At 39.6% G+C, this 16,265-nt stretch carries 14 protein-coding genes and 3 tRNA genes; 7 read left to right on the forward strand and 10 right to left on the reverse strand.

The window, feature by feature from the left end; all coding sequences use genetic code 11:
* Nucleotides 1-380 precede the first annotated feature (380 nt).
* The 8 genes from CPC19_RS08015 to CPC19_RS08050 form a co-directional block, all read right to left on the reverse strand.
* Nucleotides 381-457 (reverse strand) — tRNA-Asp (locus CPC19_RS08015).
* Nucleotides 458-461: 4 nt separating this feature from the next.
* Nucleotides 462-537, reverse strand: a tRNA-Val gene (locus tag CPC19_RS08020).
* A 17-nt stretch (nt 538-554) separates the two neighbouring features.
* A complete protein-coding gene (locus CPC19_RS08025; protein ID WP_015005755.1) occupies nt 555-827 on the reverse strand; it encodes an HU family DNA-binding protein in 273 nt (90 codons plus the stop codon).
* 218 nt (nt 828-1,045) lie between these two features.
* Nucleotides 1,046-3,457, reverse strand: a complete 2,412-nt coding sequence (lon, locus tag CPC19_RS08030) for an endopeptidase La (RefSeq protein WP_016389462.1) — start codon at nt 3,455-3,457, stop codon at nt 1,046-1,048.
* 125 nt (nt 3,458-3,582) lie between these two features.
* Nucleotides 3,583-4,860: an ATP-dependent Clp protease ATP-binding subunit ClpX gene (gene clpX, locus CPC19_RS08035; protein WP_016389463.1), complete on the reverse strand. Its 1,278-nt coding sequence runs from the start codon at nt 4,858-4,860 to the stop codon at nt 3,583-3,585.
* 124 nt (nt 4,861-4,984) lie between these two features.
* Nucleotides 4,985-5,605: an ATP-dependent Clp endopeptidase proteolytic subunit ClpP gene (clpP, locus tag CPC19_RS08040; protein ID WP_015005752.1), complete on the reverse strand. Its 621-nt coding sequence runs from the start codon at nt 5,603-5,605 to the stop codon at nt 4,985-4,987.
* Between the two features lie 24 nt (nt 5,606-5,629).
* The gene (tig, locus tag CPC19_RS08045) at nt 5,630-6,937 is read right to left on the reverse strand and encodes a trigger factor (protein WP_015005751.1); all 1,308 of its coding nucleotides are present in this window, start codon (nt 6,935-6,937) and stop codon (nt 5,630-5,632) included.
* A 46-nt stretch (nt 6,938-6,983) separates the two neighbouring features.
* Nucleotides 6,984-7,068, reverse strand: a tRNA-Leu gene (locus tag CPC19_RS08050).
* 96 nt (nt 7,069-7,164) lie between these two features.
* Between CPC19_RS08050 and CPC19_RS08055 the strand changes: the two genes are divergently transcribed.
* The 4 genes from CPC19_RS08055 (at nt 7,165) to CPC19_RS08070 (ending at nt 10,927) form a co-directional block, all read left to right on the forward strand.
* On the forward strand, nt 7,165-8,031 hold the full coding sequence (locus CPC19_RS08055) for a CPBP family intramembrane glutamic endopeptidase (RefSeq protein ID WP_016389465.1): 867 nt from the start codon (nt 7,165-7,167) through the stop codon (nt 8,029-8,031).
* A gap of 69 nt (nt 8,032-8,100) precedes the next feature.
* A complete protein-coding gene (locus tag CPC19_RS08060) occupies nt 8,101-8,349 on the forward strand; it encodes a FeoA family protein (protein WP_016389466.1) in 249 nt (82 codons plus the stop codon).
* Complete coding sequence (feoB, locus tag CPC19_RS08065) at nt 8,346-10,703, forward strand: Fe(2+) transporter permease subunit FeoB (RefSeq protein ID WP_016389467.1); 2,358 nt, start codon at nt 8,346-8,348, stop codon at nt 10,701-10,703. Before CPC19_RS08060 ends, feoB begins: the two co-directional genes overlap by 4 nt.
* Nucleotides 10,700-10,927, forward strand: coding sequence for a FeoC-like transcriptional regulator (locus CPC19_RS08070; protein WP_015005747.1), 228 nt, complete (start codon nt 10,700-10,702; stop codon nt 10,925-10,927). Before feoB ends, CPC19_RS08070 begins: the two co-directional genes overlap by 4 nt.
* 20 nt (nt 10,928-10,947) lie before the next feature.
* Here the strand turns inward: CPC19_RS08070 and CPC19_RS08075 are convergent, their stop codons facing one another.
* A complete protein-coding gene (locus CPC19_RS08075; protein ID WP_016389468.1) occupies nt 10,948-12,033 on the reverse strand; it encodes a S1C family serine protease in 1,086 nt (361 codons plus the stop codon).
* A gap of 358 nt (nt 12,034-12,391) precedes the next feature.
* Here CPC19_RS08075 and CPC19_RS08080 point away from each other — a divergent pair, with 358 nt between their 5' ends.
* From CPC19_RS08080 to CPC19_RS08090, 3 genes are read left to right on the forward strand one after another with little or no spacing between them, the layout of a single operon-like run.
* Complete coding sequence (locus tag CPC19_RS08080; protein WP_015005744.1) at nt 12,392-13,708, forward strand: aromatic ring-hydroxylating dioxygenase subunit alpha; 1,317 nt, start codon at nt 12,392-12,394, stop codon at nt 13,706-13,708.
* Between the two features lie 15 nt (nt 13,709-13,723).
* Entirely contained in the window at nt 13,724-14,272 is a 549-nt protein-coding gene (locus CPC19_RS08085) for a 3-phenylpropionate/cinnamic acid dioxygenase subunit beta (protein WP_016389470.1), read from the forward strand.
* A 28-nt stretch (nt 14,273-14,300) separates the two neighbouring features.
* The gene (locus CPC19_RS08090) at nt 14,301-15,200 is read left to right on the forward strand and encodes a VOC family protein (RefSeq protein WP_016389471.1); all 900 of its coding nucleotides are present in this window, start codon (nt 14,301-14,303) and stop codon (nt 15,198-15,200) included.
* A 276-nt stretch (nt 15,201-15,476) separates the two neighbouring features.
* On the opposite strand, the gene CPC19_RS08095 is transcribed toward CPC19_RS08090, so the two are convergent.
* Nucleotides 15,477-16,259 (reverse strand): methyltransferase domain-containing protein, encoded by a 783-nt coding sequence (locus tag CPC19_RS08095; protein ID WP_016389472.1) that lies wholly within the window; start codon nt 16,257-16,259, stop codon nt 15,477-15,479.
* Between the last annotated feature and the right edge of the window lie 6 nt (nt 16,260-16,265).

Here is a 16,265-nt window from a genome sequence, read left to right on the forward strand (position 1 = left end):
TGCTTAACAGTCGTCTCAAAAGACAATACTCTCAGTTTATATAAAACCACTGAATTAACAATTTAATGTTTATTGACAGTGGCCGCAGCATCCTAAAGGGGAATTCACTATTGCACTATATGTGAGGAAATTAAACCATATTTTAGGCTAGTGTGCGTTAGTTTGAACAAACTATCCTTTACAACAACAAGGACACTAGCCAAGAAAACGATATTAAGCGGCGTTACTGCTGGCAACTGCATTTATTAAACAACTGATAGCACTTTATAGGGGACATTTATAAACATCCTATTAATTGCATCGCGTTCTAAATTAACTCACATTTTCGATGAGCAAAAAAAAACCATTAATTTTTTCAAATTAATGGTTTTTTGTACCAATGGCGGAGTGGACGGGACTCGAACCCGCGACCCCCGGCGTGACAGGCCGGTATTCTAACCAACTGAACTACCACTCCTAAATGGTGGGTGCTGAGGGGATCGAACCCCCGACATTCGCCTTGTAAGGGCGACGCTCTCCCAGCTGAGCTAAGCACCCCAAGAACAGAAGAGGCGCTAGTTTACAGAGTCTTTTAAAGTTTTGCCAGCTTTAAATGAAGGAATTTTTGAAGCTTTAATTTGAATCGTTTCACCCGTTTGTGGATTGCGGCCTGTGCGTGCAGAACGCTCTTTTACAGAGAAGGTACCAAAGCCAATAAGTGAGATTGAGTCACCGCTTTTAAGTGCACTACTAACAGAAGAGATAGTGGCATCTAATGCGCGGCCTGCGTCAGCTTTAGTAAGTCCTGATTCTTCAGCGATTGCATTGATAAGGTCTGATTTGTTCATAAATTTTCCCCAATAGGATGATTAAATAATTTTTAAAGTTAATTTTTTTTGTTACTGGTGTTTAGAGCGGCTATATCTACCTCACTATTCACTCAACAGGAGATTTTATATCCTTCCCCCCCCACCAGTGTCAAGCTTCAGAAGGTTTTTATGACTATATTTTTTTAAAGCATACCTTCAATTAATTTACTTGCCTCAATTAAATCAAACACTTCAGCTTAATGTGCGGTCACCGTTTTATTTTTTGCAGGTTTACTTTTTTTGTCATCTTTTTTTGTTAACTTTTCACTTCCTTTCAATGGTGTCGGGGACCGTTCAAGCGCGACTTCCAGCACCTCATCAATCCAGCGGACAGGGATTATCGTTAAATTTTGTTTAATATTAGCCGGCATCTCTATTAAATCTTTTTCATTTTGGTGTGGGATTACAACCGTTGTGATTCCACCGCGAAGAGCTGCTAACAATTTTTCTTTAAGCCCACCGATCGGTAACACCTCACCTCGAAGCGTAATTTCCCCTGTCATAGCCACATCAGCTAACACAGGAATACCCGTTAAGGATGATACTAAGGCCGTACACATACCGATACCTGCACTTGGACCATCTTTAGGCGTTGCTCCTTCAGGAACATGTACATGTATATCGTTCTTTTGATAAAAATCAGCTGGAACACCTAACATTGCAGCACGACTTCTGACCACTGTTAAAGCAGCTTGAATAGATTCTTGCATAACATCACCTAACTTACCGGTAAGTGTTAACTTGCCTTTACCTTCGCTAATAGCTGATTCAATTGTTAGTAATTCACCACCAACCTCTGTCCAAGCCAAGCCAGTTACTTGCCCAATTTGATTAGTTTCTTCGGCTTTACCAAAGTCAAATCGCCTAACCCCTAAGTATTTACTAAGGTTACGCGATGTAACATTGATTCGCTTCTTAGGTTTGCTCAGTAAAATGTCTCTCACTACTTTTCGACAAATTTTAGACATTTCTCTGTCGATATTTCTAACTCCAGCCTCACGCGTATAATAACGCACCGTATCCCTAATCGCTGATTGGCTTACGTGCAATTCCGACTCTTTCAAACCATTATTTTTTAATTGTTTGGTGATGAGGTAGTTCTCCGTGATGTTAATTTTCTCATCTTCGGTATAACCAGCGAGGTTAATCACTTCCATACGGTCCAACAGAGGACCCGGTATATTCATACTGTTTGCAGTCGCGACAAACATGACATCAGACAAATCAAAATCCACTTCTAAGTAATGATCGTTAAACGTACTGTTTTGTTCTGGATCTAGCACCTCAAGTAAAGCAGAAGCAGGGTCGCCTCTGAAATCCATTGCCATTTTGTCTATTTCATCAAGCAAGAATAAAGGGTTTTTTGTTTCAACTTTTGACAAGTTTTGTAAAATTTTACCTGGCATTGAACCAATGTATGTACGACGATGCCCACGTATTTCAGCTTCATCTCGCACACCACCTAAAGACATTCTTACAAACTTACGGTTCGTCGCACGAGCAATAGATTGCCCCAAGGATGTTTTACCAACACCTGGAGGCCCAACCAAGCAAAGAATTGGCCCTTTCATGTTTTTAACCCGCTGTTGAACAGCCAAGTACTCTAAAATTCTTTCTTTTACTTTCTCTAGCCCATAATGGTCAGCATCAAGCACTTTTTGTGCAGCAGCGAGATCATGCCTAATACGCGTACGTTTTTTCCACGGCACATTAACCATACAATCAATGTAATTACGTATAACACTGGCTTCAGCTGACATCGGGGACATCATTTTTAACTTGCTCAGTTCTGATTCAGCTTTTTCTTTTGCTTCTTTTGACATCCCTGCATCAGCTATTTTCTTTTCGAGTTCATCTATCTCATTTGAACCTTCTTCCATGTCTCCCAATTCATTTTGAATGGCCTTCATTTGCTCACTCAAATAATACTCGCGCTGATTCTTTTCCATTTGTTGCTTAACCCGGCTACGGATTTGTTTTTCCATTTCCAGAATATCAACTTCACCCTCCATCAATAACAGCAAATGTTCTAAACGTTCGCGAAGGTTATATGTTTCCAGTATTTTTTGTTTTTCTTCAACTTTCAACACCATGTGCGCTGACATAGTATCTGCAAGACGGCCAGAGTCTTCAATACCAGATAATGAGGTTAATACTTCAGGTGGTACTTTTTTATTTAACTTCACATAGCTTTCAAAGGCGGAACTAACGGTCCTAATAAGCACATCCATTTCTTGCTCTTCAAGGTCTACGGCATCTTCCAGCAAACTGACATCTGCACCAAACAATTTTTCATTGGTATAAATCTTATCAATATTAACTCGCTGCTCACCTTCCACTAAAACCTTTACCGTTCCATCAGGTAACTTAAGGAGCTGCAAAATAGTGGCTAAGGTACCGACTTGATAAAGGTCATCCTCTTTGGGATCATCGTTATCTGGGTTTTTTTGCGCAACTAGAACAATTTTTTTATTATCTTCCATCGCAAAATCAATCGCCTGTATTGATCGATCCCGGCCAACGAAAAGCGGAATCACCATATGTGGGTAAACAACCACATCTCTCAGCGGAAGAATTGGTAAGTTTGTTAAATCTAGTTTTTCGTTCATTAGTTACCGCCTTAAAGAATTAAATTTAGTATTAGTAAGAATATCAGGGCACCGAACATTATTTTCAAGCCATAACTCATAAAAAAAGGCGCTTAAAGCGCCTTTTTTTCTCTTTGAAGTCTATTTTATTCCGATGATGCTACTTTTTTATCATTTTCATAAATAAACATAGGGTCAGACTCACCCCGAATAACCTTATCATCAATAACAACTTTACAAACATTATCTAGCGAAGGTAAGTCATACATTGTGTCTAGTAATACATGCTCTAAAATTGTCCTTAAACCACGAGCACCTGTTTTACGAGCCATCGCTTTCTTTGCGACCTCTCTTAAGGCTTCTTCTCTAAATTCAAGTTCAACCCCTTCCATTTCGAAAAGCCTTACATATTGTTTTGTTAATGCATTTTTAGGTTCACTGAGTATTTGAATTAATGCATCTTCATCTAGCTCTTCAAGCGTTGCTACAACAGGTAACCTGCCAACAAATTCTGGAATCAAACCATATTTAACAAGATCTTCCGGCTCAACATTTTGCAAAACATCACTGACATCTGGCGCTTCATTCTCGCTTACTACTTCAGCTGAGAAACCGATGCCGACATTTTTTTGAGAACGATCTTTAATAACCTTATCTAAACCAGCAAACGCACCACCAACAATAAACAAGATGTTACTGGTATCTACTTGTAAAAATTCTTGCTGTGGATGTTTTCTTCCACCTTGTGGAGGGACTGAAGCAATTGTTCCTTCAATCAATTTTAACAATGCTTGTTGGACACCTTCACCAGAAACATCACGTGTTAAAGATGGGTTGTCCGACTTCCGTGAGATCTTATCTATTTCATCAATGTACACGATGCCGTTTTGAGCTTTATCGACATCAAAATCACATTTTTGTAAGATTTTTTGAATAATGTTTTCGACATCCTCTCCAACATAACCCGCTTCAGTTAACGTCGTAGCATCTGCAATGGTAAAAGGAACATTTAACATTCTTGCTAATGTTTCAGCCAATAATGTTTTGCCTGAGCCGGTGGGGCCAATTAACAATACATTACTTTTTGCCAACTCAACATCATCAACACCTTTTGAGGCATTTAGACGCTTATAGTGGTTATAGACTGAAACTGATAAGATTTTTTTGGCCTGTTGCTGGCCTATCACATACTTATCTAAGGATTCTTTAATTTCAGAGGGTTTAGGTAATTTATCACCTGCGCCTGTCGCTTCATTCTCTTGAAGCTCCTCTTTAATAATATCGTTACAAAGCTCTACACACTCATCGCAAACAAAAACAGAAGGGCCTGCAATTAACTTTCTAACTTCATGCTGATTCTTTCCACAAAACGAGCAAATCAAAAGCTTACTATCATTCTCGCCATTGTCTTTATCATCACTCATACAAACCTCTTTTCTTTAACACTCATTATTAGGGTTGACTGTTTCATTACTCTTAATCTTTAGTTACATGCTATATACAGTATGCTAAAGATTATAAATCTGTCCAGTCCAAGCGCTAACTATTCTACTCTTCTATATTACGTGTTTTTAATACTTGGTCAATCAGGCCGTATTCAACGGCTTGTTGACTACCCATAAAGTTATCTCTATCGGTATCACCTTGAATAACATCTAACGGCTGGCCTGTATGTGAAGCCATAATTTTGTTTAAACGATCACGGATTAATAGAATTTCCTTCGCATGAATATCAATATCAGATGCTTGACCCTGAAAACCACCCAGCGGTTGGTGGATCATCATTCTTGAGTGTGGTAAAGCGAATCGTTTACCTTCAGCACCACCTGTCAACAATAATGCACCCATGCTGGCTGCTTGACCGATACACATAGTACTAACATCTGGTTTGATAAACTGCATCGTGTCATAGATAGACATACCTGCTGTGACAGAACCACCTGGTGAATTAATATATAGGTGGATATCTTTATCAGGGTTTTCAGACTCTAAAAATAGCATCTGAGCAACAATCAAATTAGCCATATGGTCTTCCACTTGGCCTACTAAGAAAATAACCCGTTCTTTAAGGAGTCTAGAGTAAATATCGTATGAACGTTCGCCACGTGCAGTCTGCTCAACCACCATCGGAACTAATCCAAGTGCCTGCGCCTCTAGTTTATTTTGCATCTTAACTCCCTTATTATCTGTCATTTATCCAGTTGCTTGAGTAGGTGCCATTAGCTCATCAAACGTTAACTGAGTTTCTGTTATTTTAGCCTTTTCTAACACCCAATCAACCAATTGGTCTTCTAATACAACGCTTTCAACTTTATTGCGCTCTTCTGGGTTAGAGTTATACCAATTGATAACTTCTTCAGGCGATTGATACGTTTGAGCAAACTCTTCAATTCGTGCTTGTACTTTTTCAGCATCCGCTTTGATATCATTTTGCTTGATCATTTCAGACAATAGCAAGCCTAATTTAACGCGTTTAGTTGCTTGATCTTTAAAAAGCTCTTTTGGTAAATCCGGCTGTGCTGGTTGACCTGCCTGAGCTGCTTTTTCATTTAGCGAAGCAAGCATTTGATTAATTTCATTATCAACAAGTGCTTCTGGCACAGACACTTCATTGTTTTCAACAATTGCATCCATGACAATTTCTTTACGTTTAGTTGCTAATGCACGAGTTAACTCACCGCCCATATTTTTAGCAAGGTCTGCTCTAAAGTCAGCCACATCACCACTTTCCACACCAAATTCCTTAATAAACTCTTCATTTATTTCAGGTAATTCGCTCTTTTCAACCTTATCCACTTCTACATCAAAAACCCCAACCTTGCCGGCAAAGTCAGCTTGTTGATAGTCTTCAGGAAAAGTCACTTCAAAACTTAATTTCTCACCAGTTTTCACGCCTTTTAAGTTTTCTTCAAACCCAGGTATCATGCTTTTTGAGCCAAGAACAACAGGGAAACCTTTAATAGGCTCTTCCGAGATAGGCTTATCACCTACTTTACCTTCAAAACTAACTGTTACTTGGTTACCGTCTTTAGCTTTGGTTTTAACTTCTTTCCAGCTTGCTTTTTGTTTTTGCAGCTTTTCAACCATATTATCTATATCAGACTCTGCAATTTCCACTACTGGGCTATTCAGTGATAAGTCTTCAACTGGGTTAACTGTAATCTCTGGATAGACTTCAAAGCTTGCTGAGAACTCATACCCTTCAACCTCAGCTTCGTTAGCTTTAATAACAGGCGCACTGGCTGGGTTTAGCTTTTCTTCCATGATTGCTTTATAAAAAAAGCTTTGTGTTAACTCTGATAACGCTTCAGCGCGCACACTTGCGCCAAATTTCTTTTTGATAACGCTCATAGGAACCTTACCAGGTCTAAATCCATCAATCCGTGCGTTTCGTTTCACATCGTCATAACGCTTATTGATCGCCGTATCGACCTCTTCTTGAGGGACAACGATTGTTAATGTTTTTTTAATATCAGAAATAGATTCAACAGAAACCTGCATAATTATTCTCTAGTGTAGTTTATTGATGATTGTTCAAAAAAATAGATGGTGCGAAAGGAGAGACTCGAACTCTCACATCTTACGATACTGGAACCTAAATCCAGCGCGTCTACCAATTCCGCCACTTTCGCATTTTGGTTGGAAATAATGTGCGGTATCATACCGACTCTTTCAACATTTTTGCACTCCTTTTTGAATACAATTTTACTTAAATGTAAAAAAACCATATGAAAGCTACCTTATTTTTTGTTTTTTACTTCTTAACAGCCTCTGTTTTGGCTGCTTTAATCGCCTATCCATTATTTTTAGCGTTTGGCACAAATGAATATCGTTTTGAAAAATGGGTTACGCGCGCCGCCCTTTTATTTTTAATCTTAGGACTGATTCCATGTTTTAAGTTTTTTAAATTGAGTTTAAACGCCATTGGACACAATAATACCTATGGCAACTTCTTTAAAAAAACATCATTCGGCTTTATTTCTGGTCTGTTAATTCTTGGCGTTGTTGTGTTTACTCTGATCGTTCTTGATATTAGAGTACTGTCAGAAGATTCTCAATTCACATGGAAACTTGTTTCTAAAGCATTATTAGCCGGAATCGTCGTTGCTTTAATAGAGGAAACCTTATTTAGAGGGCTATTCTTCAAGCTAAGCCAACAATGGCACAACGGTTTTACGGCGGTTGTTGTTAGTAGTTTTTTTTATGCCATTTTGCACTTTATTAAACCCATTGAACATATTGATCAAAACCTTTTATATATAGGCACTGGTTTTGAAGTTATCGTTAATGCATTTAAAGCAGTTGCATTTATGCCGCTTGATGACTTTCTAGCGCTTTTTGTTGTTGGCGCTTTCCTTGCCCTAGTTCGTCTTCAGACACGTACTCTTGCTTATTGCATTGGTCTACATGCTAGCTGGGTTTTCCTCATAAAAATAACTAAAGAACTCACTGACCATAACCCCGCATCAAGCTGGACTTACTTAACTGGGCAATACGATGGCATAATTGGTATTCTTAGTTTTATTTGGATTAGCGTAATCATTTTTGCTTACCTGATCTATGTCATTAAACCTAAGTATCAACCGCATTCTTAATTCCACATCCTTGACATGACTCAATCATAGATTAGAATGGGAATCATTATCATTAACGTTTGAGATCACATGTCAAATAACCAGGCATTAAACCAGTACGCTACTCTTGCTGATATTGAAATTGGCCAGGAAGTAATGCTGTGTAAAAATCAAATGGCTCATTCGTTAGAAAAAAAATTGCTAACGCTAGGCTTTTCTAAATTAATTCCCCTTCAGGTTACTCAAAGAAGCAAAGGTGGAATTATTGTCAGTATTGGAAATACTCGTATCGCTCTGAATGAAACCCTCGCAAAACAAGTAGTAATAGAAACATTATGACCAAGCAATGTTGCGAAGAAAATATGCCCGTACGCCCCTCTAATAAAAGCCCTGTCATTGCCGTTATTGGCAACCCTAACTGCGGAAAATCAACATTATTTAATGTTATTACAGGCATTAAACAAAAAACGGGGAACTGGCCTGGCGTTACAGTGGACCGTCGTGAAGGGCTTACTAAAGTTAACAACCAAGAGCTTGTTTTGGTCGACTTACCAGGTGTTTATGCGCTTGATAGTGACCGCGAGGCTCTTGATGAACAAATAGCTCGCCAATATATTTTATCCGAAGAGGCTGATGCACTTTTAATTGTTGCAGATGCAGCCAATCTAGAACGCAGCCTGTTCCTTACCAGTCAATTACTTGAAACCGGCATTCCAGCTGTACTTGCGTTAAACATGATGGATGTTGCCAAATCTCGTGGCATGAACATCGACCTAGAGGCTTTATCTAACGCTCTTGGCTGCCCTGTTTTTCCTATTGTTGCGCGTAAAAACCAAGGAATCACCTCACTTTTAGAAAGCATATTAACGGTAATTGATGAGCAGCCTAAGCATCACTTAAACATTGAATACCCGACTGCCGTTACCTCAGCTCTTGATGAAATTATTCCGACGTTAAATACGCAACGCAACTCCCCATTTATTCTACGATGGCATGCGCTTCAATGCTTAGAGGGGTACTTCTCCCCCACTACAACACAGCAAACCGAAGAAATTTGTGCTAGCCGACAGCTCTATATAAAAGATTCAACTGGAGAAGATGCAGATACTCTTATTGCTGCCAGCCGCTATGAATTTGCACACCAGCTAACCTTACAGGTAGTCAAGCAAGTCAAAAACATTCAACAAACATGGTCTGACCGAGTAGACAAAGTCATTCTTAGTGACTATCTCGGCTTACCTATCTTCTTTTTAGCCATCTACTTAATGTTCAGTATAACCATTAACTTTGGTGGCGCTTTTATTGATTTCTTTGACATTACCGCCAGCGCGCTGTTTGTTGATGGATTTAAAATTCAACTCCAGAATTTGGATTTTCCCAATTGGTTTCAAGTCTTACTCGCTGATGGTTTAGGCGGTGGTATCCAAGTTGTTGCTACCTTTATCCCCATCATCGCGACTCTCTATTTCTGTTTATCTATACTCGAAGACTCCGGCTATATGGCCAGAGCTGCCTTTGTTATGGATCGTTTTATGCGTAAGCTTGGACTACCCGGCAAAGCTTTCGTGCCATTAATTATTGGCTTTGGTTGCAACGTACCATCCATCATGGCTACACGTACCCTAGAAAAGCAACGTGACCGCATTATGACGGTGATGATGGCGCCGTTTATGTCGTGTGGTGCACGGTTATCTGTGTATGCCTTGTTTGCTGCAGCTTTTTTTCCTCAATCTGGGCAAAATATTGTTTTCTTACTATATCTATTAGGTATTGCAGCGGCTATTTTTACCGCACTGTTACTAAAAAGCAGCGTGCTTGAGGGTGAGTCTGATAGTTTTCTCATAGAACTCCCCCCTTACCACCGACCAGCCATCAAAAGCTTACTAATCCACACTTGGGAACGCCTAAAGGGTTTCGTATTAGAAGCTGGCAAATTTATCGTCATGATGGTCATGGTGATCAATATTCTTAATTCCGTTGGCACTGATGGCAGTTTTGGTAATGAAAACAGTTCAAAATCAGTCTTGAGTGAAGTCAGTAAAACATTCACACCTGCCTTTGAACCGATGGGAATCCAAGAAGAAAATTGGCCCGCTATCGTTGGTATTTTTAGTGGCTTACTCGCTAAAGAAGTGGTTGTTGGAACACTCGATGCAGTTTATTCAAATATTGAAGGCAACACCGACGATAACGACGAAAACTTTAGCCTTAAAAATAAGTTCTCAGAAGCTGTGACAACAACTAAAGATAATTTAAATGATGCGTTCCAAAACATGGGCGACCCGCTTGGTTTAAGGACACTTGATGCCAACGACAATCTTGATAAAGCCGCAACTGAGCAAGAAGTTAGCTCAGCTCTCTTTGGCACCTTGGTGAAATATTTTGATGGCAAAATTGGTGCCTTTAGTTATCTACTCTTTATTCTTTTATATGTCCCTTGTGTTGCTGCGATTGCCGCCGTTAAACGTGAAACAGGAACACGTTGGGCCTTATTTTCTATTTTCTGGAGCCTTTATTTGGCATACAGCATGGCGACTTCTTTCTATCAAATTGCGAACTTTTCAAGCCATCCAACACAAACACTGATTTGGTTATGTGTATTCATTGCTGGCTTTCTAGGAATATGGCTTACGCTTCGCCAACTTGGCCAGAAATTACTCGCTGTTGAACCAACACTGATTAAAGACGCATGATTTTATTAGAGGTCCGTGATTACTTACAAGCCGCACGAAGCGCTCCTGTTCGTGATTTAGCCTTACATTTCAAAATCTCTCAAGATGACGCCAAATCAATGCTCGAACACTGGGTAAAAAAAGGTTATGCAAAAAAACTTCCAGCTGGCTCACTTTGCCAAGGTGGTTGTAGAAGTTGTGACCCCGAGACAATAGATATCTATGAATGGACTGGCCCTCGCTAATCTTAATAAATACCTTTTATTTAATTATTTAAATACTCAGCAAAATTTTTCCTAACCTTAGCAATTGGAATCGAAACGCCAAACCCAGTCTTTAACGCAGACCCTTTTGCTACTTTGATGGTATTAACTGCCACCACATGACCATCATCGGTTATCAATGGCCCACCACTGTTACCCGGTAAAATCTGTGCGTCAGTGACTATTCGGTTTTGCAACACCTGCGTTACCGTCCCATCTGTTAACTGATCACGTAACCCCAAGGGGCTTCCAATTGCATGAACGGTTGTACCCTGTACGACTGAGCCAGGTGCCATTTCTAAGTAAGGCGCTTTACAGGCATTTACTTTCAGCAAAGCCAAGTCATCTGTCGACGCCACCTTAATTAGCTTGGCTCTTGCTTTAGTATTATCTTTTAAAACAATATCAAATGACTGAGCAACATTTGACACCGCGCTAGAGAAGTTAAAGTCAGATTTTTGTCGATTAAAGATGTCCTCATCCAAGCTCAGGCGCCTCTGCGTTTCATTCAGTTGTTGCAGGTCTTGCTGATATTGCTGCTCATAAAGCGCGTACTCGCGTAACGCGATTTGTTTTTCTTTTTCTGATCTCAAACCGTCTATATATATTCGAAAATCATCGAGTTTTTGCTTATTAATAAAGAGCCGCTCTTTTTGTTGATTAAGCCGTATTTTATTACTATTAAATATTAAACTATTTTTTTTGATCTTTGCCTGCGTCGCATCCCATTGCTTACCTTTAGCGGGGCGAACCACATGCTTATTCGTCACTAAATAACAATCCTCGGTTACAAAAAAGCCAGATCCAGAACCAAGTTTACTTTTAACAGTAACAACAGCCTTCGTTGCTTGCTGAACAGGATTAGTAAATGGGTATTTACTATTTAGCAGCGTTATAAAATCATTTGACCTCTCGACAGAGGCGGTTGAATTTTTATATGCGCGAACCTCGGTAGCCCCATCCTCATTGATAGGCGAATCAGAAAACTGCCAATGCCCATCTTTATCCTTATATTTAAATATTTCCGCCACACAAGTGCTTGGAATATAAAGTAAGCAGACTGTTGTTAAGGTGATTATAAAACGCATAATTTATATCAGTGTAAACACTGCCCTCATGGTCGTATCAGTGATCATTTGACCTTAAAAAAACCCCCTTGTCGATAAAGAAAGTCTAGCTCAAATTTTAAATTTATTATCGGTCTCAATGGTTAGCATCAATTATTCAAAGGCTTTCAGGCCCTTCTCATCCTGCTTTTTCAACAAGTTTTATTGTGTAAATACTTAATAGTAGAACTTGCTTTAGTAGGGTTTCCTTCTTTTTATTTTCCTGATCTACATCAGAGTAGTTATAGGCATTAAACATTAGAATTTGCGCCACAGTAAAAACAAATATTACTTGAAAGCAACTGTATTTTATAACTCGTCACTTAGGAGAACCTACTTTATGACTAATAATACCGACTACCATCAATTTATTGATAATGACGAAGGATGGGTCGATCGACGTATTTTTTGGGAAGAAGAAATTTATGAGCAAGAATTAAAACAAATTTTTGCTAAATCATGGCAATTCATCGCTCATGACTCAATGATTCCCAATGCTAATGATTTCTATACCACTTATATGGGCGAAGATGGTGTTATTGGGGCGCGACAAAAAGATGGTAACGTCAGAGTTTTTTTAAACTCATGCCCACACCGTGGAAACAAATTCTGTTTTGCAGACGAAGGCAATGCTCGCTCTTTTATATGTAATTACCATGGCTGGAGTTTTGGTATTGACGGCAAGCTAGGCGCTTTAGCGAACGAGCATGTTTATGATGAAGGCGATATTGATAAAGAAAAATGGAGCCCAAAACAAGCGCGTGTTGAAACCTATAAGGGCTTAATATTTGCGACATTTGACCAAGACGCACCTTCGTTGGATGAGTGGCTCGGTGATTTTCGTTGGTACTTAGATATGATGTTTGACAACGATGGAGAAACTGAATTCATTGATGGCGGCATCAAATCGTATGTCAACGCTAACTGGAAATTTGGCGTAGAAAACTTTGTTGGTGATGCTTACCATGCGCTTTGGAACCATGACTCTGGCCTTAAAGCCATGAATAAAGGTGAAGGCTTTGGCCCAGCAGTAACTGAAAACTCTTATCACGCAAGTATTAATGGGCATGGTTGGGAGTTTGGAACCGATGGCTACGCAGATGTAGTGATTGGTGGGTCTGAAAAGTGGCTTAATTATGTCAGAGACATCATTAAACCTAAAATTAAAGAGAAATATGGTGAGCTTCGCTCCAATATATTTGGTTCATTAGCCTCCGTTTCATTATTTCCCAATATTTCATTTTTACCTGGCATTCAAACATTTCGTGTTTGGTTACCTAGAGGGCCTAAAAAGTTAGAACTACGTGTTTTCACCATTGTTAATAAAAACATGCCCGAAGAGATCAAACAAGAAATTAATAATGCTTGCATGATGACCTTTAACCCAGCCGGTGTTCTTGAGATGGACGATGGGGAAAACTGGGAAGGCAATACACAGGTCAATAAGGGTTATTTAACTCGCCAAGAAAAACTTCATTATGGCTGCGGTATTACCCGAGAAATTGAGCACGAAGAGCTACCGGGCATCATTTACAAAGGCCAGTTTAACGACGCCAATCAACGACATTTCTATACCCGCTGGGCTGACTTGATGAATGCTGATTCATGGAATGACGTACCAACACGTTACAGACCCCGTCATACAAAAAACAACTAAATAGGAGCTAGGTCGATGACAAATTTATCAGAAAAAACAGCAGCAGTAGCAGCACCAGTACCGGCCTCTATGGAGCTTACTTTTGAGGTTGAGCAGTTTTTGTATAAAGAAGCTCGTTTACTAGATACCGAAGAATTTCATGCTTGGTTGGGTATCCTAACCGACGATATTCACTACTGGATGCCTTATCGTTATCAGCGCTATCGTAAAAACCATGTAGAACCAACCGTGAAGGGTATGGCTTATTACAATGATGATATGCATAACTTAAAAAGGCGAGTTCTACGAAATGATACCGGAACGTGTTGGTCTGAAGACCCAGCCACACGCTCTTCTCATGTTATCAGCAATATCGAGGTTGAACATACAAAGAATCCAGATGAGTACAAAGTGTATTCATTAACAACGGTCAACCGCAATATGAATGAAGATGAAGAACACCTAATGGTTGGTCATCGTACTGATATTTTACGTCGCGTTGATGGGCAATTAAAACTGGCCAAACGTAAAATTATTTTGGATCAAAACATCTTTATGAACAAAAGTTTAAACGTATTTTTATAAACATCTTTAAGCTTAACGAGGAGAGAAAATGGTAAAGGTAATAGAACTAGGTTACTTAGGTCTTAATGTCACTGACGCTGCTGCTTGGCGGAAATACGCGACAGAATGCATTGGTCTTCAAATTGTTGAAAGTGGTCAAGATGACCGCTTTCATCTAAGAATGGACCTTCAGCATCATCGTATTACTGTTCATGAAACAGCTGATTGTGATGATTTAGCTTATATGGGCTGGCGTGTCGCTGGGCAAGAAGAATTCAAAGCCATGCAAAAACAACTAACAGATGCTGGCGTTGATTTTCAAGTTGGAACGCCTGAAGAAGCGCGTGAACGTCATGTATTGGCGCTGATAAAACTTAAAGATCCATCAGGCACAGCGAATGAAATTTATTACAGCCCTCAAGTAGATGTTATGAAACCCTTTCACCCGGGACGCCCATTATTTGGCAACTTTATTGCTGGCGACCAAGGGTTAGGTCACGTTCTTGTGCGTTCAGATAACGATGAAGAAACGTATAACTTTTATAAATTATTAGGCTTAGTTGGCTCGGTAGAGTATAGAATTCCAATGCCCGATGGTAACTTTGCTGAGCCTTGCTTTATGCACTGTAACAGCCGTCAACATTCCATTGCTTTTGGTTTCCATGGCATGGTTGAGCGGCTAAACCACCTTCATATCCAATACAGTCACTTAGACGATTTTGGCCAATCTCACGATATTATTCGCGACCAAGGTATTGATGTTGCTATGCAGTTAGGTAAACATGCTAATGATCAACTGTATACCTTCTATTCAGCTACTCCTTCTGGTTGGTTGATGGAACTGGGTTGGGGTGATTATGTTAAACCAGAAACTCAAGAGCATTATGCTGGTGACATTTTTGGTCATGGTGTAGAAGCGTCTGGTTATGGTATGGATATTGATATATAACAAGGCACTATATTCAGGCCATCACTGATTAGCACTTACTGAACTTTGGTAGTTTCAGTGTAAAGAACGCCCACTGAAGTGGGCGTTCTTTTTAAATAGCATAGGCATTAAAAAACCACCTCTTTTAATCTATCGAATAGAAGTAGCCAATGCCAACCTCCTCGTACTAACTCGTTTAATCATTAGAAATGAGCTATTGTTTTCGCTTGATAAACCTATTACATAAATAAGCGCAAGCACGTTAATTTTCTGTGCAAAACATACCATTACAAAAAATCATTTTGTCACTTCAAAAAGATAACGATTAATACAAAAAAAGTATTCCCCTTTTTTCTCAAGTGACTCAATTCCTGCTAACCAAGCCTCAGAGTCCTTATTAGTCACACCATTACGGTCAATTGCAAACGAGGCAATAATTTTAGATAACCAATAACTAAAATTTTTATCATTATATTCAATGTTCATAATTGGCAACGCTTCCACCTTACTTAATTGCAGGCTTGCTGATTTAATGGCACCAGCCAAACGCATAGGAACAGACTCTTGCGCACAATGCTGCTTCCATGCATGAATAATACGGTCACGACAATCAACATCCGCTGCGTTCCAGTACGGGAACGCCCAATCTGTATCAACAATAACCCCTCGCCCACCTGGGCGAAGTACCCTTGCGAACTCTAATAAAGCAGCATTTAAGTCAGGAACATATTCATAGACCTGCGTTGAAACAACCGAGTCAAAACTGTTGTCGGCAAAGGGTAAGGACATTGCATCACCTTGCTCAAAGGTGACATTCACAGCATCAGCACAGAGTTGTTTAGCCGACTCAATCATATTGTCTGCCATATCAACACCAACCACTGACCCTGTAGGACCTATATGCTGGCTGATATCTTTAGCTAATAAGCCAGGACCAGAGCCAATATCAAGCACCTTTAAACCGTTTTGTAGTTTAAGTGAGGCAATCACTTGACCTCTCGCTGACACAATATCCGGCGTTTGATAAGCCATTTTTAATGCATGACTTACCTCATCATTAAATTTTAAACCCTCTGCCATTGTCTA

The organism is Cycloclasticus sp. PY97N, assembly GCF_002443175.1.
GTDB classification, from domain to species: Bacteria; Pseudomonadota; Gammaproteobacteria; order Methylococcales; family Cycloclasticaceae; genus Cycloclasticus; species Cycloclasticus pugetii.

Bases quoted from the DNA above. Each gene is read 5' to 3' on its own strand.
- CPC19_RS08095 (WP_016389472.1), bottom strand. From the start codon at position 16,259: ATGGCAGAGGGTTTAAAATTTAATGATGAGGTAAGTCATGCATTAAAA.
- CPC19_RS08070 (WP_015005747.1), top strand. From the start codon at position 10,700: ATGATTTTATTAGAGGTCCGTGATTACTTACAAGCCGCACGAAGCGCT.
- tig (WP_015005751.1), bottom strand. From the start codon at position 6,937: ATGCAGGTTTCTGTTGAATCTATTTCTGATATTAAAAAAACATTAACA.
- feoB (WP_016389467.1), top strand. From the start codon at position 8,346: ATGACCAAGCAATGTTGCGAAGAAAATATGCCCGTACGCCCCTCTAAT.
- CPC19_RS08090 (WP_016389471.1), top strand. From the start codon at position 14,301: ATGGTAAAGGTAATAGAACTAGGTTACTTAGGTCTTAATGTCACTGAC.
- clpX (WP_016389463.1), bottom strand. From the start codon at position 4,860: ATGAGTGATGATAAAGACAATGGCGAGAATGATAGTAAGCTTTTGATT.
- CPC19_RS08025 (WP_015005755.1), bottom strand. From the start codon at position 827: ATGAACAAATCAGACCTTATCAATGCAATCGCTGAAGAATCAGGACTT.
- CPC19_RS08080 (WP_015005744.1), top strand. From the start codon at position 12,392: ATGACTAATAATACCGACTACCATCAATTTATTGATAATGACGAAGGA.
- CPC19_RS08075 (WP_016389468.1), bottom strand. From the start codon at position 12,033: ATGCGTTTTATAATCACCTTAACAACAGTCTGCTTACTTTATATTCCA.
- CPC19_RS08085 (WP_016389470.1), top strand. From the start codon at position 13,724: ATGACAAATTTATCAGAAAAAACAGCAGCAGTAGCAGCACCAGTACCG.
- CPC19_RS08060 (WP_016389466.1), top strand. From the start codon at position 8,101: ATGTCAAATAACCAGGCATTAAACCAGTACGCTACTCTTGCTGATATT.
- clpP (WP_015005752.1), bottom strand. From the start codon at position 5,605: ATGCAAAATAAACTAGAGGCGCAGGCACTTGGATTAGTTCCGATGGTG.
- CPC19_RS08055 (WP_016389465.1), top strand. From the start codon at position 7,165: ATGAAAGCTACCTTATTTTTTGTTTTTTACTTCTTAACAGCCTCTGTT.
- lon (WP_016389462.1), bottom strand. From the start codon at position 3,457: ATGAACGAAAAACTAGATTTAACAAACTTACCAATTCTTCCGCTGAGA.